The sequence below is a fragment of the Amycolatopsis sp. NBC_01286 genome (genome assembly GCF_035982555.1).
Lineage (GTDB): Bacteria > Actinomycetota > Actinomycetes > Mycobacteriales > Pseudonocardiaceae > Amycolatopsis.
This window is the reverse complement of sequence record NZ_CP108428.1, coordinates 8,182,155-8,200,806: the sequence shown is the minus strand read 5'-3', so window position 1 is coordinate 8,200,806 and position 18,652 is coordinate 8,182,155. Positions and strand designations below refer to the sequence as shown.

Genomic DNA, 18,652 nt, shown 5'->3' with positions numbered 1-18,652 from the left:
CATGACCACCGCAACCCCGGTCACCGGGGCGGTCCGCACCGTCGATCTGGCCGTGTCGGGCATGACGTGCGCGGCCTGCTCGGCGCGGGTCGAACGCACCCTGAACAAGCTCGACGGCGTCCGCGCCTCGGTCAACTACGCCACCGAGTGGGCCACCGTGCAGGTGCCCGCCGAGTTCGACGACGGCGTGCTGATCGAGCGGATCCGCAAGGCGGGCTACGGAGCCCACGTCCGGGGTGAGGACGACGAGGACCTCACGCTGCGGCGGGTCCGCGACCTGCTGCGCCGGCTGGTCGTCGCGGCGGTGCTGGCCGTGCCGCTGGGCAATCTCTCCATCACCCTGGCCCTGGTCCCGTCCCTGCGGTTCCCCGGCTGGCAGCTGCTCTGCCTCGGCCTCGCGGTGCCCGTGGTGTTCTGGGCGGCACTGCCGTTCCACCGGGCGGCCCTGCGCAACCTGCGGCACCGATCGTCCAGTATGGACACGCTGGTGTCGCTCGGCGTCCTGGCTTCCTTCACGTGGTCGGCGTGGGCGACCTTGTTCGGCGGCCACGACCCCGGCTACTGGGTGGGGTTCGGGCCGACCGCGGCCGGCGCGGACGCGATCTACCTCGACGTCGCCGCCGGCGTGACGACCTTCCTGCTGGCCGGCCGTTACTTCGAGAGCCGGTCACGCCGCGGCGCCGCAGGGCTGCTGGCCGCTCTCGACGCGCTCGCCGCGAAAGACGTCCGGGTGCTGCGCGACGGCGTCGAGCGGATGGTGCCGGTGGGGGAGCTGGCCGCCGGCGACCTGTTCGTGGTGAAGCCGGGGGAGGCGCTCGCCGCCGACGGCGTGGTCGACAGTGGACGGTCCACTGTGGACTTCAGCGCGGTGACCGGGGAGCCGGTGCCCGCGGAGGCCGGGCCGGGTGACCGGGTGATCGGCGCGTCGGTGAACCGGGACGGCCGCCTGGTCGTGCGCGCCACGGCCGTCGGCGCCCACACCCAGCTCGCGCAGATGACCGCGCTCGCCGAGCGGGCCCAGGCGCGCAAGGCGTCGGTGCAACGGCTGGTGGACCGGATCTGCGCGGTGTTCGTGCCGGTCGTGCTCGTGCTGTCGCTGCTCACCCTCGGCGGGTGGCTGCTCACCGGGCACCCGGTGCGCGACGCGTTCACCGCGGCCGTGTCGGTGCTGATCATCGCCTGTCCGTGCGCGCTGGGCCTGGCGACGCCGACCGCGCTGATGGCCGGGGTCGGCCGCGGTGTTCAGCTGGGCATCCTCATCAAAGGCCCGGACGCGCTGGAGGCCAGCCGGCGGATCGACACCGTCGTGCTCGACAAGACCGGCACCGTGACCACCGGCCGGATGACCGTCACCGGCGTCCACCCGGCGCCCGGCCGCAGCCGCGGCGACCTGCTGTGGTTCGCCGGCGCGACCGAAGCCGGCTCCGAGCACGCCATCGCCGCGGCCGTCGTGACGGCGGCGCGCACGGAACTCGCCGACCTTCCCGACGTCACCGGGTTCACGGCGCTGCCCGGGCTGGGCGCCCAGGGCACAGTGGACGGTCGTGTGGTCCTGGCCGGCAGCCCGAAGCTGTTCGCCGAACGCGCCGTCGTCCTCGACGCCGAGTTCGAGGCGCTCGTAGACGCTGCACACCGGGACGGCGCGGTGCCGGTGCTCGTCGCCGTCGACGGCGAGGTCGCCGGGCTGCTCGTGGTCCGCGACGTCGTGAAGCCCTCGGCCGCGGCGGCCGTGACCGCGCTGCGTGAGCTGGGCCTGCGGACCGTGCTGCTCACCGGCGACCACGAGATCCCGGCGCGGGCCGTCGGCGCCGAGATCGGCGTCGACGAGGTCCGCGCGGGCGTGCTGCCGGCCGGCAAGGCCCGGGCGGTCGAGGAGCTGCGCGCCGCAGGCGCCCGGGTCGCCGTGGTCGGCGACGGCGTCAACGACGGCCCGGCGCTCGCGACCGCCGACCTCGGCATGGCCATGGCCCACGGCAGCGACATCGCGCTCCGTTCGGCCGACGTGGTCCTCGTGCGGGAGGACCTGCGGGTCGTCCCGGACGCCATCCGGCTCGCCGACCACACGCTGCGGACGATCCGCGGCAATCTCGTGTGGGCCTTCGGCTACAACGTGGCCGCGCTCCCGCTGGCCGCGCTCGGCCTGCTCAACCCGTTGATCGCCGGCGCCGCGATGTCGCTGTCGTCGGTCCTGGTGGTGTGCAACAGCCTGCGGCTGCGGTCGTTCAGCCGGCCGACGGGGTGAGGACCTTGTCCAGCACGCCCGCCTTGACGTCGGCGACGAGTACCTCGAGCTGCTCGAGGCTCATCTCGATCCGCTGGCCGAAGTCGTCGGTGATGACGATCGCGCGCTCCGGCGGAGCGCCCTCGGCCACGTCAAGCCGCGCGGCGACGGCTGGCCGGCAGGTGCGGGAACCGGCGGCGCCGGGCCGGGCCGCCGTCCTCGGCGCGGGGTTCCCAGCCGAGCGTGACGTCGTCGTGCGCCGCGGGCTCGACGCGGGTGCCCGTGCCCGGCGTCGACGTGCGGCGGTGCTGGCGGCGGACGCCGTAGAGGAGCCCGACCCCGGCCACGAGCAGGCCGTGGGACAGCACCCGGGACACGGTCACGTCGCCGTCGAAGAGGTCGATGCCCGACACGAGACCGAGGACGGCCACGAACCCGGCCAGCGCGGGCAGCAGCCCCGACGCCGTCGCCGGGCGCAGTGCCGCCCAGAGCAGGCCGAAGCCCATCGCCAGGTTCCAGGCCGCGCTCTCGTTGCCGAGGTGCACCGCCATCGCCATCATCCCGCCGTGTCCGGCGTGGCCGACGTCCGCGCCGAGGAGCTCGGCGAACCCGAGGCCGCTCTGGACCAGCGCGACGAGGGCCAGCGCGATCCGCAGGCCCCAGCGCTGGGCCGAGGGCGCCGGGACCTCGGTGAGGATGCGCTCGGTCAGGTCGGGCACCTGCGGTGCTTCGCGGACCAGCAGCAGCCGCCGCAGCCGCACGGCGTCGTCGTGCCACGCCCGGCAGTGCGGGCAGCCCGCGAGGTGGCGGTCCACCACCGCGTCCGGCAGCGAACCCGCTTCACCGTCGATCCGGGCCGAGAGCGCTTCGCGGAAGTCGGAGCAGTTCACCTCCACATAGTCGCGCGGAGACCCGTCGGAGTTCCCGGGGGTGTGGGTTACGGTGTCGTTCCGTGAACTCCAGCCGGGATCGTGACGACGAACGGATCACCGCGCTCGCCCTCGCCGCGGCGCGCGGTGACCAGCGCGCCTACGCGGACTGGGTGCGCTCGACCCAGGCCGACGTCTGGCGGTTCGTGGCCCACCTGACCGACTCGGTGATCGCCGACGACCTGACGCAGGAAACGTACGCCCGCGCGGTGACCTCGCTCACCCGGTTCGCCGGGCGGTCGTCGTCACGCACCTGGTTGCTGTCGATCGCCCGCCGGGCCGTGGTCGACCACTTCCGGGCGCGCTCGGCGCGACCGCGGCTGTCCGGTCAGGACTGGACGGCGGCGGCCGAAGAGCAGTCCGCCCGCAGCCGGGCGGACTCCGCCGGGTTCGAAGAGGTCGTCGAGGTCGGGCTGCTGCTGCGGGACCTGGACGGCGAGCGGCGCGAGGCGCTCGTGCTGACCCAGCTGCTCGGCTACACCTACGCCGAGGCCGCCGAGATCTGCGGCTGCCCGATCGGCACCGTGCGCTCCCGCGTAGCCCGGGCCCGCGAGGACCTGCTGACCGCCCGCGACGAGCGCGGCAACGTCATTTGAGAGTCCACAGTGGACTCGATCAGCTGACCGCCGGATAACCCGGCCGGACTCCGGCCATCGCCGCCAGCAGGTCTTCCCTCGCCCGGGCGACCCGCGAGCGGATCGTGCCCACCGGACACCCGCAGACTTCCGCGGCGTCCGCATAGGACAGTCCCAGCGTCTGCGTCAGCACGAACGCGTCGCGCCGGTCGACGTCGAGGGCCTGGACCAGCTGGTCGAGCACGACCTGCTCGTCGAACCGCGCCGCGCGGGACGGCTCGGCGCGCTCCGCCGCGGCCTCCCAGTCGGTCACCGACGACCGGCGCGGCCGGGCCTGCAGCGCGCGGATGTGGTCGGCGACCGTCCGCCGCGCGATGGACAGCAGCCAGGTCCGGGCCGAGGAGTCGCCCTTGAACCGGTGCAGGCTGCCCAGCGCCCGCAGGTAGGTCTCCTGGCTCAGGTCGTCCGCCGACTGCGCGTCGCAGAGCCCGGCGACGAACCGCCAGACGAAGGGCTGGGTGGCGCGGAGGAACTGCTCGAGAGCCGGGCCGTCGCCGCGGCCGGCGAGCAGGGCCCACCGCGTGATGTCGGCGTCGTTCGCGCGTTCTGGCCTCACACCCGCTACTACGTCGCCCACGCCGATCCGGTTGAAAACGATCTTGAAGAAAACCGGCGGGAACCAAACGCTTCCCGCACCCGACCTTCCCGCCACGACACGGCCGTGGGCCGGGAAGGTGGACGACGATGACCCAGACGACGTACGCGGTGACCGGGATGACCTGCGGGCACTGCGCCAGTTCGGTCCGCGAGGAGCTCGGCGAGCTGTCCGGCGTCCGCGAGGTCGACGTCGACCTCGGCACCGGCAACGTCCTGGTCACCAGCGAGACGGCCCTCGAGCTCGGGCAGGTCGAGCAGGCGGTCCGGGTCGCGGGCTACCAGCTCGTCCGATGACCGCCGGAGGCCGTCCCGCCGACCCTGTCACCGCCCCGATCCGGGCCCTCGGCCGCGTCGACGTCCGCGCCGCGGTGGCCCCGCCCGCGCCGGCCGGTGCGGAGTTCGAGCTGGTGGTCGGCGGCATGACCTGCGGGTCGTGCGCCGCGCGGATCGAGCGGAAGCTCAACCGGCTCGACGGCGTCGAGGCGAGCGTCAACTACGCGACGGAGAAGGCGCTCGTGCGGGTGCCACCGTCGATGACGGTCGACGACGTGATCCAGGCGGTCGAAGCGGCCGGTTACACCGCCGCGCCGCCCGCACCGCCGATAGCCGCGGAAGACGCCGAGCCGTTGCCGGCCGATGCGTTGCGCCGCCGGCTGCAGCTGTCGGCGTCGCTGGCGGGGCCGGTGATCCTGCTGGCGATGGTGCCCGTGCTGCAGTTCCCGGCCTGGCAATGGGTTTCCCTCGTCCTGGCGTCCCCGGTGGTGCTCTGGGGCGCGTGGCCGTTGCACCGCGCGGCCTGGACGAACCTGCGCCACGCCACCGCGACCATGGACACGCTGGTGTCGATGGGTGTCGCCGCGGCGTACCTCTGGTCGCTCTACGCGTTGTTCTTCGGCGGCGCCGGGGTCATCGGCATGCGCCACGAGTTCGCACTCACCCTCTACACCGACCACGACGTCGACGGCATCTACTTCGAGGTCGCCACCGGCGTCACGCTGTTCATCCTGGCGGGCCGCTACTTCGAGTCGCGGTCACGACGGCGGGCCGGGGCGGCGCTGCGGGCGCTGCTCGACCTCGGCGCCAAGTCCGTCTCCGTGCTGCGCGACGGGCGCGAGGAGCGCGTCCCGGTTGACCGGCTGCGCGTCGGCGACCACTTCGTGGTCCGGCCGGGGGAGAAGATCGCCACCGACGGCGTGGTCGTCGACGGCGCGTCCGCGGTCGATCTCAGCCTGGTCACCGGGGAAGCCGTCCCGGTCGAGGTCGGCGTCGGTGCCGACGTGGTCGGTGCGACGGTCAGCATGAGCGGGCGGCTCGTCGTGCGGGCCACCCGCGTCGGCACCGAGACGCGGCTCGCGCGCATCGCCGCGATGGTGGAACGCGCGCAGAGCGGCAAAGCCGACGTGCAGCGGCTCGCCGACCGCGTGTCCGCGGTGTTCGTGCCGATCGTGATGGGTCTTTCCGTGGCCACGCTGGGATTCTGGCTCGTGTCCGGCGCCGGGACCGGGATCGCGTTCACCGCCGCGGTCGCCGTGCTGATCATCGCCTGCCCGTGCGCGCTGGGGCTGGCGACGCCGACGGCGCTGCTGGTGGGCACCGGCCGCGGCGCCCAGCTCGGGGTGCTGGTCAAGGGCCCGGAGATGCTGGAGTCGACGCGGCGGGTCGACACCGTCGTGCTCGACAAGACCGGCACGGTGACCACCGGCAAGATGACCCTGGCCGCCGTGAAGACCGTCGACGGCGTGCCGCAGGATCTGGCGCTGCAGCTGGCCGGCGCGCTGGAAAGCGCGTCGGAGCACCCGATCGCGGTCGCGGTCACCGAAGCGGCCCGCCGTCGCTTCGGCGACGTCGGCCAGGTGCGGGAGTTCCGGGCCGTCGCGGGGTATGGCGTGCTCGGCCGGGTGGACGGCCACCGCGTCGTCGTCGGCCGGCCCGAGCTGCTGCAGAAGATGTCGGTGCGGGTGCCGTCGGCGCTGTTCAAGGTGAAGCAGCGGGCCGAGCGGGCCGGGAACACCGCGGTCCTGCTGGCCTGGGACGGTTTCGCGCACGCGGTGCTGGTGGTGGCCGACACGGTCAAGCCGACGTCGGCCCCAGCCGTCTTCCAGCTGCGCCGCCTCGGCCTCACGCCGGTGCTGCTGACCGGCGACAACGAGGCCGTCGCGCAGGCGATCGGCCAGGAGGCCGGGATCACCGAGGTGATCGCCGGGGTGTCGCCGGAGCAGAAGGTCGAGGTGATCGCGGACCTGAAGGCACAAGGCCGGGTCGTCGCGATGATCGGCGACGGCGTCAACGACGCCGCCGCGCTCGCGACGGCGGATCTCGGGCTGGCGATCGGCACCGGCACGGACGCGGCGATCGAGGCCGCGGACCTGACGTTGGTCCGCGGCGACCTGATGGCCGCGGTCGACGCGATCCGGCTGTCCCGCCGCACGCTGGCGACGATCAAGGCGAACTTGTTCTGGGCCCTGGCCTACAACGTGGCGGCGCTGCCGCTGGCGGCGGCGGGCCTGCTGAACCCGATGATCGCGGGTGCGGCGATGGCCGCGTCGAGCTGCCTGGTCGTGTCGAACAGCCTGCGCCTGACGCGGTTCCAGGGCACCGCGGTGGGGCCACCGGTACCGGATCCGAGGGCGTGACGCGGTCCGCTTCGGCGTTCGGGGCCGGGAGCAGCAGCTCCCGGCCCCGCGTCAGTGCGTGCCGGACGCGGACCGCCGGTCCTCACCGGAGGATCCGCTCAGTACCAGTGCCCGCGGCCGCCGACCTTGCGTCCGGTCCCACCCAGGACGGCGAGGATGACACCGGCGACGGCCAGCACGATGCCGATCGTGTACAGCACGGGAATGCCGATGAGAAAGCCGAGGACGATCAGGATGACGCCGAGGATGATCACGGTCGGGAAGCTCCTTCTGCTCACGGAGGGCCGGGCACCGGAAGTGGTGGCCTTTCGCCCGGGCCGGGAGTGCCCAGGGATCTCCGCGGTCAAACACACGTCTTCATCCCATCGGTCCACGGGGGACAGGCCGGCGGGACGAGGGTCGATCACAGGCCGTCGAGGAGACGCTTGAAACCCTTGCGGGAGGCCACACCCAGCTTCGCGTAGATGTTGCTCAGGCATTTGCCGGCGTTTCTGGCAGCACGTCCGCCGCACCGTGCGGCTATTCCGACACGTGGGCGCTGTGCTTCAGCCAGTGCTCGGCGAGTGCGACCTTGCCCTCGGTGATGACGTAGCCGGCCTTCTTGCCCGTCAGGGGAATCCGGCGTGTCATGACGAACAGCAGCGACTTCGCCTGACCGCTGACGGTCACGTCGGCCGTGCCGTTGCGGTCCCAGCGCGTGCCTTCGGCGTAGCGCTCGACGTACCACTCGCCGGAGTTGCCGAGGCCGGGTTCGTCGGTGGCGTGCCAGTGCAGGACCTCGCCGCCACCGCGGATCGCCTTCGCCGAGACCGGGCTCTGCTGCTCCCACGTCGGCGAGGTGAGCATGGCCAGGTGGTTGGTGATGAGATCCGCGGCGGTGGCGGCGTCGAGGTCGTAGTCGAGGTCGTAGTCGTCGCCCGCGGCCGCGGCCGCGTCGTAACCGTGGATGACGGCCTCGTTGAGCAGGCTGTGCAGCCAGAACTCCGCGCCGGTCCGCTTGTCGTCGGCGGCGTTGAACACCGAGTCCGCCAGCGCTTCGTCGGAGCAGGCCGCGACGGCGCGGGCGGCGGCGTCGGACAGCCAGTCCTGCCACTCCGCGACCTTGGGTGCCTTGGGCTTCTCGGCGCCGGGCAGCTCGGTCGGGTCGCTGACCCGGCGCTCGACGAGCTCGGACACCCAGTGCAGCGTCTGGCCGACGTGCTGGACCAGGTCTTTCACCGTCCAGTCCGGGCAGGTCGGCACCGAAGTCCTGGCACCGGCCGTGACAGCGGATTTCGCCAGCCGCAGCACGTGGTCCTCGAGTGCCAGCCGGCAGCGTTCCGCGTTCAGCTCGGGAATCATGTGTTCGCCCTTCCGTGCTCCATCAGCTCGAGTTCACGCACTCGCCCGCTCCGGGGATCGCCGAACTCGCCACCGCGTCCTGACTGACGGTGTACCGCTCCGCGCGCTGCCGCAAACGGTTCGGCCGACAATCTCGGACCCGCCGTCCACATAAAGCTTTTTCGAAGAAGTGGCGGTCCTCCAACGGCTACGGCTCGACCAGCCTGCGTACGGCTTCGACGATCGTGGCCCGTCTGGCCGCGTGCTCGTGGGGGCCCAGGTCGCTGATCTCCTGGTTTTGGTGGGCCCACATCGAGGCCGTGTTGATGGTGAGCATCAGCAATTCCGGGGCGGAGAAGCGCGTGGACAGCCTGCCTTCCTCCTGGGCCTGCCGGATCGCGTCGATCTTCGCCCGGTTCGCCTTGGTGATGGCTTCGATCGCCGGCCGGCGACCCGGCTGCTCCAGCCGGTGCCACGCGGCGAGGCGCATCACCTCCGGGTGGGCGGTCTGCCCGTCGAAGAGGGCGCCCGCGTACTCCGGCAGGTCGTCGGGGGAGAGCGGGGCCTGCTCCGTCGTCCGCACGACGACTTGGTCGAACACGGCGTGGAAGAGTTCCTCCTTGCCGCCGAAGTAGGTGTAGACGAGGCCCACGCTGCACCGGGCCCGGCCGGCGAGCCGGTCGATCCGCGCGCCGGCGATGCCGTGTTCGGCGAACTCGGCCAGCGCGGCCTCCAGCAGCGCGCGGCGCTTCGCCTCGGGATCTCGGGGTGCCATGCGTCCCAACCTATTGAGTGAACGTTCATTTGACAAGGCGGGACGGACCGTGCTTACCTGAACGGGTCGAATTGAATGAACGTTCACTTAGGAGTTGGGATGGACATCCCTTCGCAGGTCGGCAAGCGTGCGCTGGTCACCGGGGCCACCGGCGGGATCGGGTTCGAGACGGCGGTGGCGCTGGCCGGGGCCGGTGCCGAGGTGGTCGTCGCCGGACGGGGGAGGGCCAAGGTCGACCAGGCGGTCGCCGCGGTGCGCGAGGCCGTCGGCACCGCCAAGGTCGAGGGGCTGGTGCTCGACCTGGCCTCGCTGGCCTCGATCGACGGGGCCGCCTCCGCCGTTCTCGCCGGCGGGCGGCCGCTGGACCTGCTGATCAACAATGCGGGCGTCATGGCCGTGCCCGAGCGGCGGGAGACCGCCGACGGGTTCGAGCTGACCTTCGGGACCAACCACCTCGGGCACTTCGCGCTGACCGGGCGCCTGCTGCCGGCCCTGCTGACCGCGCCCGCGGCCCGGGTGGTGACGGTGAGCGCGAAGGTGGCGCGGAACAAGGGCGCAACGCTCGAGGATCCGCTGAGCGCGCAGTCCTACGGCTCGGGGATGGCCTCGTACACGAAGTCGAAGCTGGCGAACGTGGTCTTCACGGTGGAACTGGCGCGACGGGCGGCCGGAACCGGGATCACCGCCGTCGCCGTGCACCCGGGCACGAGCAACACGGGGCTCCAGCAGCACCTGCCGAAGTACATGCAGGTCATGGCGTCGGTGGTGCTCGAGCGATTCGTGGGCCAGAGCCCGGCTGACGCGGCCCGGCCGTCCCTGTACGCCGCGACGAACTCCGGCGTCAAGGCGGGCGACTTCGTCGTGCCGCAGGGGCGCGCCGAGCTACGCGGGGCCCCGCACGTCGCCGAGATGCCTCCGGCCGCCACCGATCCCGCCGTCGGACGCCGGTTGTGGGAACTGTCCGAACAGCTGACGCACGTCACCTACTCCTTCCAGTGAAAGGGCTTTCCGTCATGACCTTCCAGTTCGAATCCGTGCCCGAGTCCACTTTGGACCAGATGCGGGGGATCAACGCACAGCTCGCCGCCGCCGACCTCCCGGACCCCACCACCGCCGAAGGGCTGGCGGTGATGCGCGGAACGACGTTCCAGGTGCCGGCGGCGACCGAGCTGGTTCCGGTCGACCGCACGGTCTCCGGTCCCGCGGGCGAGGCGACCGTGCGGATCATCCGGCCGGCCGGCCCGGTGACGGGCGTCGTGTTCCACGTGCACGGCGGCGGTTTCGTGCTCGGCGCGCCCACGGACGACGACGCGATCAACGACCTGCTGGCGCGCACGGCCGGCGTCGCCGTGGTGTCCACCCGCTACCGGCTCGCGCCGGAGCACACGTTCCCCGCTCCGATCGAGGACTGCCTCGCGGCGGCGGTGTGGCTGGCCGGCGCGGTGGAGGAGGAGTTCGGCACCGACCGGATCGTGGTGTCCGGGTACTCGGCGGGCGGCAACCTGGCGGCGCACACGTTGCTGCGCCTGCGAGACGGCTTCCCCGAGCTGTTCGGCCGAGTCGTGGGAGCGAGCCTGGTGTTCGGCGTCTACGACCTGTCGCGCACGCCGAGTTCACGCTCGGCCACGCCGGACACCCCGGTACTACCGCCGCGCTGGCTGGACCAGTTCGTCGGGCTGGCGTTCCCCGGGCTGGACAAGGAGAAGCTGCGCGACAGCGCTGTCTCCCCGCTCTACGCCGACCTGCACGGGATGCCGCCGGCCCTGTTCACCGTGGGAGAACGGGACCCCCTGCTGGACGACTCGCTGTTCATGGCCGCACGCTGGGGCGCCGCGGGCGGGCCAAGCGAACTGGCGGTGTGGCCGGAGTCCCCACACGGTTTCGTCGGAATGACCCCACCGACCGGGCTCCCGGCGCAGCACCGGATCAACGCATGGGTGAAGGCGCTGCTGAGCGAGAAGCAACCGGCCGAGTGAGAGGCGGCGCACGGGCCGCATCGGGGTCGGTGTGTCCGGCATAGGGTGTGCTCCGTGAGCCGGGCCGGGGAAGAGCGCAACCGTCGCCTGCTGCGCGCACGCGACACCATGGACCGGGATTACGCGAAGCCGCTGGACGTGGCCGCCTTGGCCGGGGTCGCGCACGTCTCGCCGGTGCACTTCATCCGGACCTTCCGCGCGACCTTCGGGGAAACCCCGCATCGGTACCTGCAACGCCGGCGCGTGGAGCGGGCCATGTTCCTGCTGCGCTCGAGTGATCGGACCGTCACCGACATCTGCCTGGAGGTCGGCTTCACCAGCCTCGGGACCTTCAGCAGGACGTTCCGCGACATCGTCGGCGAGTCGCCGACGGCGTACCGGCGGCGTGGACCGGTGGCGGACGTGCCGACCTGCTTCGCCATGGCCTGGATGCGGCCGCGGGGCTGACCGGGACGATCATTTCGGATAAGCGTCCCGGCGCGCATCTGAACTACCGTCGCCGGCATGCTCAACGCGATCACGATTTCCCAGATCTTCGTACTCGACCAGGACGAGGCGCTCGACTTCTACGTCGGCAAGCTCGGCATGGAGGTCGGCACCGACGCCGACCTCGGCTTCATGCGGTGGTTGACGATCCACGTACCCGGTCAGCCCGACCGGGAGATCCTCCTGGAGAAGCCCGGATCGCCGAGGCTGGACGAGGCGACGGCCGAGCAGGTCCGGGACCTGCTGACCAAGGGGGCGATGGGTGGGTCGCTGTACTTCAGCAGCGACGACTGCCGCAAAACGTACGAAACGCTGCTGGCCAAGGGCGTGGAGTTCACCGACGAACCGACCGAACGCCCGTACGGGATCGACTGCGGCCTCCGTGACCCGTTCGGCAACAGCATCCGGTTCAACCAGCCGCTGTCCGGTTCCTGACGCGGCTCACGCGGAGGGGACGGCGCGATCACCCGGATGACGACCGAGCCGGGACCGGCCGAGCCCCGAACCACCAGCGGACACCCTGAGCACGACGGAGGAGGCGACTGCCGGTGACCACGATCGCCCTGCTCACCGGCGGGGTCGCCGGCGTCGGGATGGGCTACGTGCTGCAACGCGCCCAGCTGTGCTTCCACGCCACGTTCTCCGGAGCGCTCGCGAGACGCTTCCTGCTGGCCCGCGGCTGGCTCCTGGGTGTGGCGATCAGCTCCGTGGGCCTGTCGGTGCTGTTCCTGACCCCGCTCGGCGACGGCTTGAACCGGGGCCTCCCGTTCGCGCCGGTCGCCGATGTGGTGGGCGGTGTGGTGATCGGCGTCGGGATGACCGTCGCCGCGACGTGCGTCTCGGGGCTGTTCTTCAAGCTCGGGTCGGGCATGCTCGGCTGCCTCGCCGGGCTCGGCGGCTGGGCGGCCGGTGAACTCGCCGCCCGGCAGGTGGTACTTCCCGGGCCGACCGTCCTGCCGGTGGGAGCCGGAGCCACCTTCCCCGCCTTGCTCGGCGTCCCTCGCCTGGCGTTCGCGGTCGTGTTCCTGGCCGTCGTGGGCGTGGTCCTGTGGCGGTGGCGCGCCGCGGAGCGCCCGCGGCCGGGGCAGTGGGACTGGCCGGTCACCGGCGTCGCACTCGGCGCGGTGACGATCGCGGGCTGGGTGCTGGCCGGTGTCGGTGGCGCGGGTTTCGGTCCCAGCACGGTCGGTGCGGTGGCCGGTTTTGCCGCCGGTGAGCCGAACTGGTGGCTGACGGCGTTCCTGCTGGGCATCGTCGTGGGCGCCGCGGTCGCCGCGCGGGTCAGCGGGGAGTTCCACGTCCGTGGGGAACGTCCTGTCCGCTACGTCCGGCTGGTCGCCGGCGGTTTCCTGCTCGGTGCGGGTGGCTGGGTCGCCGGTGGCTGCAACCTGGGTCACGGGCTCTCGGGCGTGGCGCAGCTCAACGTGGCGTCGTGGGTCGTCGTGGCCGCCATCGTCGCCGGGATCGCACTCGCGCGCGCCGTCAACCGCGCTGCCGCAGCAGGCCCGCCAGGTGCCGCGCGATGACGTCGACGTGCGGCGGATCCACGACCGACAGGTGGTGCGCTGCCACCGGCACAATCTCCAGGCGCGGGCACAGGTCCGCCCAGCCCGCCGCGGCGTCGGTGCGGGAGTACCGCGGTTCCATGGCCAGCCCGGCGGCGTACGGCTCGGTCGCCCGGTAGAGCACGACCCGGCCGTCGTAGGGCGGCGGCACCGCGCGTTCGGCGGCGAGAGTGTCCAAAAAGGACTGACGCTGGCGCCGCAGCACGCCGGGGCCGAGCAGCCCGGCCTCGGCGACCCGCCGCACGGTCAGTTCGATCTGCTCCTCCTCGGGCAGCGGCGCGAGCTCGTCGTGACCGAGGTGGACGGCCCGGCCGTAGGTGCCTTCGACGTACCCGGTGAACCGCAGGAACCGCCGCGCCGACGACGCCCGCGGGTCGAGGCCCGGTTCCGGCAGCGGCAGCGTGGTGTCGATGAGCGCGACGAGGTCGACGTCCGCGCCCTCGCCGGCGAGCCTCGCGGCGAGGCCGTAGGCCAGCGCCCCGCCGAACGACCAGCCGGCCAGCCGGTAGGGCCCGTCCCGCTGGGCCTCGCGGACCAGCGGCAGCAGCCGGTCGACGCGCTCCTCGACGCTGGCACCGGGGACGCGTTCGAAGCCGACGCACGGCAGCGCTTCAGGCAGCCGCTCCAGCAGCGGCCGGTAGACCGTGCACGTGCTCCCGCCGGGGTGGAACAGCAGCAACGGCGCGACGCCGGCGGTCCCGGGCGCGAGGACGTGGACGGGCCCGCGTTCCTCCCGGGTGTCGAGGACGGCCCGCGCGACGTCGGCGACGGCGGCCAGGGAGTCGTGCCGCAGGAGGTCGGCGGCGTCGACCGGGGTGTCCAGCTCGGCCGTGAGCCCATCGGCGAGCAGCCGGGCGAGGCGTGCGGGCCGGTCGGTGCCGGACAGCAGGACGTGCGTGCCGCTCGGCTCGGACCCGGTGTGCGCCGCCCACAGCCGCAGGACCAGCCGGTCGGCGGCGTCCCAGGCCCGCCCGCGCGCCGGTCGCGGGGACTCGCCTTGCCGGAGCGCGAGATCGCGGTTGAGGTCGGCGAGGGTGACGGCCCGCAGGACGGCGGCGCCGAGGCCGGGCTCCGTGCGTGGCGCCGGCCCGAGCGGGCCGGGTGGCGCCACGGCGGGCACGGTTCCGGACCCCGATCCGGAACCGTGGTTCAGCTCGGCAGGCCCCCCGGCCGTCGAGGTGAACCAGTGCCGCTCGTGGCGCCACCGCATCGGCGGGACGTCCACCAGCCGGGCCCCGTCGCGCGGCCCCGCGCACGTGGCCGGGGCGACGTCGGGCTCGCCGGTGCGGCTGCGGGCGAGGTGGTCGATGGCCGGGCTGTCCCGCAGCAGCGCGTCAGGCGAGAGGTTTCTCATCGCACCAAGGCCTTTCCGTACGCGTGGGCGAGGTAGCGGTCGCGGCAGGCGCTGCGGGCGATCTTGCCGCTGGACGTCCGCGGGACCTGGCCCGGCGGCACGAGGATGACGTCGCGCAGCGCCAGCCCGTGCGCGGCGGTCACGAGCCGCCGGACCGTCGCGGTCAGGTCCCGTTCGGACTGCTCGGACAGCTCGGCGTGGCCGCGGTGCTCCGCGACGACGACCGCGCCCTCGGTGTCGGCCGCCGCGACGGCGAACGCGGCCACGCTGCCCGGGCGGATCGCCTGGTTCGCGCCGGCGACGGTCGCCTCGACGTCCTGCGGGTAGTGGTTGCGGCCGTCGACGATGACGAGATCCTTGAGCCGGCCGGCGATGTAGAGCGCGCCGTCGTGCCGGACGCCGAGGTCGCCGGTGCGCAGCCACGGTCCGGCCGGCAGCCCGGGGTGGTCGCCGGTGAGCCGGGCGCCGAAGGTTTCCGTGCTGTCGATCGGCTGCTGCCAGTACCCGTCGCCGACGTTGGGGCCGTGGACCCAGATCTCGCCGACCGCCCCGTCCGGGAGCGCGACGGCGGTGTCCGGGTCGACGAGCGCCACGTGCTGCCCCGCCGGCGCACCGCAGGCGACCAGCCGGACGCCGTCACCCGCCTCGACCGCGACGCCTTCGCCGAGCGCGTCGCGATCGAACGTCGTGACGCGCGGAGCGGCGTCGGCGGTGGTCACGAAGACGGTCGCCTCGGCCAGGCCGTAGGACGGGCGCGTCTGCCGCGGCCGGTAGCCGGCGACGGCGAAGGCCGTGTGGAAGCGGTCGAGGAAGTCCGGGTTGATCGGCTCGGCCCCGTTGATGATCCCGGCGACGCCGCCGAGGCGCAGCCGGGCGCGGTCGGTTTCCCGCACGCGGCTCGCGCAGTAGCGGAAGGCGAAGTTCGGCGCGGCGGTCCACGCGCCGGGCCGGTCACCGAGCAGTTCCAGCCAGCGGATCGGGCGTTCGATGAAGGCCAGCGGGTCCATCAGCACCGAGCGCAGGCCCAGCACCAGCGGCGTGATCAGGCCGAGGACCAGGCCCATTTCGTGGAACAGCGGCAGCCACGAGACCGTCGTGGCCTCCTGGGGGTCGAGGCCGAGCCCGCGGGTGGCCTGCCGCACGTTGGCGAGCACGTTCGCGTGGGTCAGCACCACGCCGGCGGGAGAGCGGGTGGAGCCGCACGTGTACTGCAGGTACGCGACGTCGCTTGCCTTCGCTTCCGGGGCGGGCCGGGTCCGGACCGCGTCGACGCGGTCGACGGCCACGACCTCCAAGCCGGCTCCGAGCAGTTCCTCGACGGCGGCCCGCGCGGCGGACGTCGTGACGACGGCCGCGGGCGCGCAGTCGGTGAGCACTGCGGTGAGCCGCCCGGCGCGCCCGGGCAGGCCGGGGGCGAACAGCGGCACGGCGATCGCGCCCGCGGCGATCGCGGCGAGGAACCCGACGACGTAGTCGATGCCCTGCGGGCAGAGCACGGCCACCCGGTCGCCGGGCCGGACCGGCAGCGCGCCCGCCGCGGCGTCGACGCGCCGGGCCAGCTCCCGCCAGGTGAGGGTCCGCCGCCCGCCGCGGTCGCCGCTGAAGCCGGCGAAGGTCAGCGCAGGGTCGTCGGCCTTGACCGTCGCCCAGTGCCGCAGGCACGCGATCAGGGTGTCACCCGCCGGGCTTTCCGGGGCCAGGTTCATGGGTTCTCCTCCGGTCTATCGGCCCAGCCGCGCCGCCGCGTGCTGCCACGCGGTGACGGCCGGGGTGTCGAGGTCGGTGGCTCCGGCGACGGTGCGCAGCCGCGGCAGAACCTGTTGATAGGACAGGGTTTTCGCGCTGGCGACGTCGAAGGTGCCGCGTGGCGCGAGCGGAACCACGCCGGGTGGCAGCGGAACGGACACGGGAACAGTGGGCGGAAGCGAAACCGGAGGCATTGTTTCCGGTTTCCCCGCCGAGCCGGAAATGGTCCCGGCCGCGGCGGCGACGATCAGCAGGGCCGCGACGCGCGCCGGCGGAAAACGGGACGGGCGACGAATTCGGGCAGTCATGGACACGCCCTTTCCGGTGGATTCGAGGGTTCGCGGTCCCGCGGTGGAACGGCGTGTGCGGTGGCCGTCGGCCCGGCGGAACAGGGCGAACGCTACGACAAGTAATCGGTTACCGGAAGGGTGTCAAGAAAACGTAAAAGCTCTTTATCTACTGGGGGTGACCTGCGAAATCGCCGTAATTCGGCTGGTGAAGCGCAGGGGTTACCCGTGGGTACGACGACAGTGATCACAGTGGGTGATCGCGGGTCCACCCGCGTGGGGGAGTGTTCGCTTTCTGTTCTCTCCCCTTCATATTGTCCAGCCGGGTGGCGGGCAAGACAATTGCGGACCCTGGCCGGGTTCCTCTGGCTTGTGTGCATGTCCCGGACGTTTTCCGGGTGATCGACGTCACTTTTCGAATTCGATCGATCGACCGGAGAAGGAATACGCATGCGCAGGAATCGCCGCCGGCGGGCGCCGCGGCACCCAGGTCTAGGTGGTCCGCGGCCGGATCGCCGGGACGGCCCCTTCGGCCGCCGCCACCAGGGCCCGCAGCGCGGCCAGCTCCGCGGCCAGGGCCTTGCGACCGGCCGGGCTGATCGAGATCCACGTCCGCGGGCGCTTGCCCTCGTAGCCCTTCTCGACGTCGATCAGGCCGGCCTCGTCGAGGATCGTGACGTGCCGGGACAGGTTCCCGGCCGTCATGTCCAGGGTCCGGCGCAGGTAACCGAAGTCGACCTGGCCCGCCTCGGCGGCGATGGTCAGGATGCCGAGCCGGTGGCGCTGGTGCACGGTCTCGTCGAGGCCCGCGGCGGGGTGGTCGCTCACGCGCGTGCCCCTCGCTCGTGGAACCACGCCACGACGCCGCCCGCGACCAGGATGAGGCCCGGCAGCAGCGAGCTCTTGAACGCGTGCGCCGTTTCGTAGTGCGCGAAAACGCCGAGGTTCGCCAGCAGGGCCGAGGCGGCGAAGAGACCGGTGATCACGCCCAGCAGTCTGCTCCGCTCCAGCCACGCCAGCCCGATCAGGCCGAGCCCGATGGTGACGAGCGACGCGTAGGGCCGGTAGGGCGCGAACCGGAGGTCGAGCGCACCCAGCGCGACGAGGCCGGCCAGCACGGCGGCGGCCGTGACGACGCCCCGGGCGGTGCGGCCCGTGAGGGCGGACCGCAGCCACAGCAGGCCACCCAGTACCACGGTGGCGACGATCATGACGGGCCCGAGGACGGGCCCCTGCGCGTACGGCGACCGCGCGACCCGGTAGGCGAAGGACGCCACCACCGGCATGCCGAGACAGATCGCGACGACCCCGGTGAAGCCGACGGCGAGGTGGGCGCCGATGGGCGTCCGCACCCCGCGGCGCCGGCCGCGGTGGAGGTACCAGCACGCCGTGGCGAGGAACCCGCCGGTCGCCGCGACCAGCCAGTACAGGTCGCGGGGTGTGCCGAACCAGGCGCCGGCGACGCCGAAGAGCGCCGGTCCGCCGGCCGGCCACAGCGGGGCGAGCAGCACGAGCACGCCGAACAGCAGCACTGGCGGCACGTACGCGTGCCGGTCCGCCCGGGTCCGCGTCTTGAGGCGGGCCAGCTCGTCGAGCAGGACGGCCGGCGGCAGGTCGGTCATGCGTCCCCACTTCGTAACTAGTTTATTTGGCAAACCAGATCCGGCGGTGAACCTACCATGCGATCATGGCCGGATGAAGCCACGCCGCTGGAATCCGGAGACCGTCGCGCCGCCGCTGGGCCGCTACAGCCACCTGGCCGAGGTGCCGCCGGGGCACCGGCTGGTGTTCGTCTCGGGTCAGCTCGGTGTCCTCCCGGACGGCTCCCTCGCCGGACCGGACGCCGAGACGCAGGCGCGGCAGATCTTCGTCAACCTCGGGACCCTGCTGGCCGCGCAGGGTGCCGGGCCCGAGCACCTGGTGAAACTGCTGACCCTGGTGTCCGGCACGGAACACCTGCCCGGCTACCGGGCCGCGCAGGTGGAGGCGTTCGCGAAGTGGTTCCCGGACGGCGACTTCCCGGCCCAGTCGCTGGCCGTGGTGGCCGCCTTGGCGGGGCCGGACTACACGGCGGAGGTGGAAGCGGTCGCGGCCGTCCCGGCGGGGGACTAGGCGGTGTCCTGCAAGT

21 protein-coding genes are annotated in these 18,652 nt (G+C 72.9%); 10 read left to right on the top strand and 11 right to left on the bottom strand.

Going from position 1 to position 18,652, the window contains the following annotated elements; all coding sequences use genetic code 11:
- Nucleotide 1: 1 nt before the first annotated feature.
- Entirely contained in the window at nt 2-2,242 is a 2,241-nt protein-coding gene (locus OG570_RS37355; protein ID WP_326953548.1) for a heavy metal translocating P-type ATPase, read from the top strand.
- On the opposite strand, the gene OG570_RS37350 is transcribed toward OG570_RS37355, so the two are convergent.
- On the bottom strand, nt 2,223-2,372 hold the full coding sequence (locus OG570_RS37350; RefSeq protein ID WP_326953547.1) for a hypothetical protein: 150 nt from the start codon (nt 2,370-2,372) through the stop codon (nt 2,223-2,225). The two genes, OG570_RS37355 and OG570_RS37350, sit on opposite strands and share 20 nt — an antisense overlap.
- A gap of 1 nt (nt 2,373) precedes the next feature.
- Nucleotides 2,374-3,111, bottom strand: a complete 738-nt coding sequence (locus OG570_RS37345; RefSeq protein WP_326953546.1) for a zf-HC2 domain-containing protein — start codon at nt 3,109-3,111, stop codon at nt 2,374-2,376.
- A 62-nt stretch (nt 3,112-3,173) separates the two neighbouring features.
- Between OG570_RS37345 and OG570_RS37340 the strand changes: the two genes are divergently transcribed.
- Nucleotides 3,174-3,746: a sigma-70 family RNA polymerase sigma factor gene (locus OG570_RS37340; RefSeq protein WP_326949312.1), complete on the top strand. Its 573-nt coding sequence runs from the start codon at nt 3,174-3,176 to the stop codon at nt 3,744-3,746.
- Between the two features lie 19 nt (nt 3,747-3,765).
- Here the strand turns inward: OG570_RS37340 and OG570_RS37335 are convergent, their stop codons facing one another.
- Entirely contained in the window at nt 3,766-4,341 is a 576-nt protein-coding gene (locus tag OG570_RS37335; protein WP_326953545.1) for a sigma-70 family RNA polymerase sigma factor, read from the bottom strand.
- A 128-nt stretch (nt 4,342-4,469) separates the two neighbouring features.
- Between OG570_RS37335 and OG570_RS37330 the strand changes: the two genes are divergently transcribed.
- Nucleotides 4,470-4,676 (top strand): heavy-metal-associated domain-containing protein, encoded by a 207-nt coding sequence (locus OG570_RS37330; protein ID WP_326949314.1) that lies wholly within the window; start codon nt 4,470-4,472, stop codon nt 4,674-4,676.
- Nucleotides 4,677-4,801: 125 nt separating this feature from the next.
- Nucleotides 4,802-7,015: a heavy metal translocating P-type ATPase gene (locus OG570_RS37325; protein ID WP_326960272.1), complete on the top strand. Its 2,214-nt coding sequence runs from the start codon at nt 4,802-4,804 to the stop codon at nt 7,013-7,015.
- 98 nt (nt 7,016-7,113) lie between these two features.
- On the opposite strand, the gene OG570_RS37320 is transcribed toward OG570_RS37325, so the two are convergent.
- The 3 genes from OG570_RS37320 to OG570_RS37310 all read right to left on the bottom strand — a co-directional run bounded on the left by OG570_RS37320 (nt 7,114) and on the right by OG570_RS37310 (nt 9,110).
- Nucleotides 7,114-7,269 (bottom strand): DUF6131 family protein, encoded by a 156-nt coding sequence (locus OG570_RS37320; protein ID WP_247051505.1) that lies wholly within the window; start codon nt 7,267-7,269, stop codon nt 7,114-7,116.
- Between the two features lie 265 nt (nt 7,270-7,534).
- Nucleotides 7,535-8,356, bottom strand: coding sequence for a maleylpyruvate isomerase family mycothiol-dependent enzyme (locus tag OG570_RS37315; RefSeq protein ID WP_326953544.1), 822 nt, complete (start codon nt 8,354-8,356; stop codon nt 7,535-7,537).
- 187 nt (nt 8,357-8,543) lie between these two features.
- The gene (locus OG570_RS37310; protein WP_326949316.1) at nt 8,544-9,110 is read right to left on the bottom strand and encodes a TetR family transcriptional regulator; all 567 of its coding nucleotides are present in this window, start codon (nt 9,108-9,110) and stop codon (nt 8,544-8,546) included.
- A 99-nt stretch (nt 9,111-9,209) separates the two neighbouring features.
- Here OG570_RS37310 and OG570_RS37305 point away from each other — a divergent pair, with 99 nt between their 5' ends.
- The 5 genes from OG570_RS37305 to OG570_RS37285 all read left to right on the top strand — a co-directional run bounded on the left by OG570_RS37305 (nt 9,210) and on the right by OG570_RS37285 (nt 13,098).
- Nucleotides 9,210-10,109 carry an oxidoreductase gene (locus tag OG570_RS37305; protein WP_326953543.1) on the top strand — a complete coding sequence of 300 codons (900 nt, stop codon included), beginning with the start codon at nt 9,210-9,212 and terminating at the stop codon, nt 10,107-10,109.
- 14 nt (nt 10,110-10,123) lie between these two features.
- Nucleotides 10,124-11,086: an alpha/beta hydrolase gene (locus tag OG570_RS37300; RefSeq protein WP_326953542.1), complete on the top strand. Its 963-nt coding sequence runs from the start codon at nt 10,124-10,126 to the stop codon at nt 11,084-11,086.
- Between the two features lie 54 nt (nt 11,087-11,140).
- Nucleotides 11,141-11,533 (top strand): AraC family transcriptional regulator, encoded by a 393-nt coding sequence (locus OG570_RS37295; protein ID WP_326953541.1) that lies wholly within the window; start codon nt 11,141-11,143, stop codon nt 11,531-11,533.
- Nucleotides 11,534-11,590: 57 nt separating this feature from the next.
- Nucleotides 11,591-12,007: a VOC family protein gene (locus tag OG570_RS37290; protein WP_326949320.1), complete on the top strand. Its 417-nt coding sequence runs from the start codon at nt 11,591-11,593 to the stop codon at nt 12,005-12,007.
- Nucleotides 12,008-12,120: 113 nt separating this feature from the next.
- Nucleotides 12,121-13,098, top strand: a complete 978-nt coding sequence (locus OG570_RS37285; protein WP_326953540.1) for a YeeE/YedE thiosulfate transporter family protein — start codon at nt 12,121-12,123, stop codon at nt 13,096-13,098.
- On the opposite strand, the gene OG570_RS37280 is transcribed toward OG570_RS37285, so the two are convergent.
- From OG570_RS37280 to OG570_RS37260, 5 genes are all read right to left on the bottom strand, one after another.
- Nucleotides 13,055-14,491 (bottom strand): thioesterase domain-containing protein, encoded by a 1,437-nt coding sequence (locus OG570_RS37280; protein WP_326953539.1) that lies wholly within the window; start codon nt 14,489-14,491, stop codon nt 13,055-13,057. The two genes, OG570_RS37285 and OG570_RS37280, sit on opposite strands and share 44 nt — an antisense overlap.
- On the bottom strand, nt 14,488-16,197 hold the full coding sequence (locus tag OG570_RS37275; protein ID WP_326953538.1) for a fatty acyl-AMP ligase: 1,710 nt from the start codon (nt 16,195-16,197) through the stop codon (nt 14,488-14,490). Before OG570_RS37275 ends, OG570_RS37280 begins: the two co-directional genes overlap by 4 nt.
- Nucleotides 16,198-16,212: 15 nt before the next feature.
- Nucleotides 16,213-16,545: a hypothetical protein gene (locus OG570_RS37270; RefSeq protein WP_442788346.1), complete on the bottom strand. Its 333-nt coding sequence runs from the start codon at nt 16,543-16,545 to the stop codon at nt 16,213-16,215.
- A gap of 471 nt (nt 16,546-17,016) precedes the next feature.
- Nucleotides 17,017-17,352, bottom strand: coding sequence for a transcriptional regulator (locus tag OG570_RS37265; RefSeq protein ID WP_326953536.1), 336 nt, complete (start codon nt 17,350-17,352; stop codon nt 17,017-17,019).
- Entirely contained in the window at nt 17,349-18,146 is a 798-nt protein-coding gene (locus OG570_RS37260; RefSeq protein ID WP_326953535.1) for a hypothetical protein, read from the bottom strand. Before OG570_RS37260 ends, OG570_RS37265 begins: the two co-directional genes overlap by 4 nt.
- Nucleotides 18,147-18,219: 73 nt before the next feature.
- Between OG570_RS37260 and OG570_RS37255 the strand changes: the two genes are divergently transcribed.
- Nucleotides 18,220-18,636: a RidA family protein gene (locus OG570_RS37255; protein ID WP_326953534.1), complete on the top strand. Its 417-nt coding sequence runs from the start codon at nt 18,220-18,222 to the stop codon at nt 18,634-18,636.
- The last annotated feature ends 16 nt before the right edge of the window (nt 18,637-18,652 follow it).

Coding starts and splice junctions, on each gene's coding strand:
- OG570_RS37310 (WP_326949316.1), bottom strand. CDS start 9,110: ATGGCACCCCGAGATCCCGAGGCGAAGCGCCGCGCGCTGCTGGAGGCC.
- OG570_RS37275 (WP_326953538.1), bottom strand. CDS start 16,197: ATGAACCTGGCCCCGGAAAGCCCGGCGGGTGACACCCTGATCGCGTGC.
- OG570_RS37315 (WP_326953544.1), bottom strand. CDS start 8,356: ATGATTCCCGAGCTGAACGCGGAACGCTGCCGGCTGGCACTCGAGGAC.
- OG570_RS37305 (WP_326953543.1), top strand. CDS start 9,210: ATGGACATCCCTTCGCAGGTCGGCAAGCGTGCGCTGGTCACCGGGGCC.
- OG570_RS37260 (WP_326953535.1), bottom strand. CDS start 18,146: ATGACCGACCTGCCGCCGGCCGTCCTGCTCGACGAGCTGGCCCGCCTC.
- OG570_RS37325 (WP_326960272.1), top strand. CDS start 4,802: ATGACCTGCGGGTCGTGCGCCGCGCGGATCGAGCGGAAGCTCAACCGG.
- OG570_RS37330 (WP_326949314.1), top strand. CDS start 4,470: ATGACCCAGACGACGTACGCGGTGACCGGGATGACCTGCGGGCACTGC.
- OG570_RS37280 (WP_326953539.1), bottom strand. CDS start 14,491: ATGAGAAACCTCTCGCCTGACGCGCTGCTGCGGGACAGCCCGGCCATC.
- OG570_RS37270 (WP_442788346.1), bottom strand. CDS start 16,545: ATGACTGCCCGAATTCGTCGCCCGTCCCGTTTTCCGCCGGCGCGCGTC.
- OG570_RS37255 (WP_326953534.1), top strand. CDS start 18,220: ATGAAGCCACGCCGCTGGAATCCGGAGACCGTCGCGCCGCCGCTGGGC.
- OG570_RS37355 (WP_326953548.1), top strand. CDS start 2: ATGACCACCGCAACCCCGGTCACCGGGGCGGTCCGCACCGTCGATCTG.
- OG570_RS37300 (WP_326953542.1), top strand. CDS start 10,124: ATGACCTTCCAGTTCGAATCCGTGCCCGAGTCCACTTTGGACCAGATG.
- OG570_RS37290 (WP_326949320.1), top strand. CDS start 11,591: ATGCTCAACGCGATCACGATTTCCCAGATCTTCGTACTCGACCAGGAC.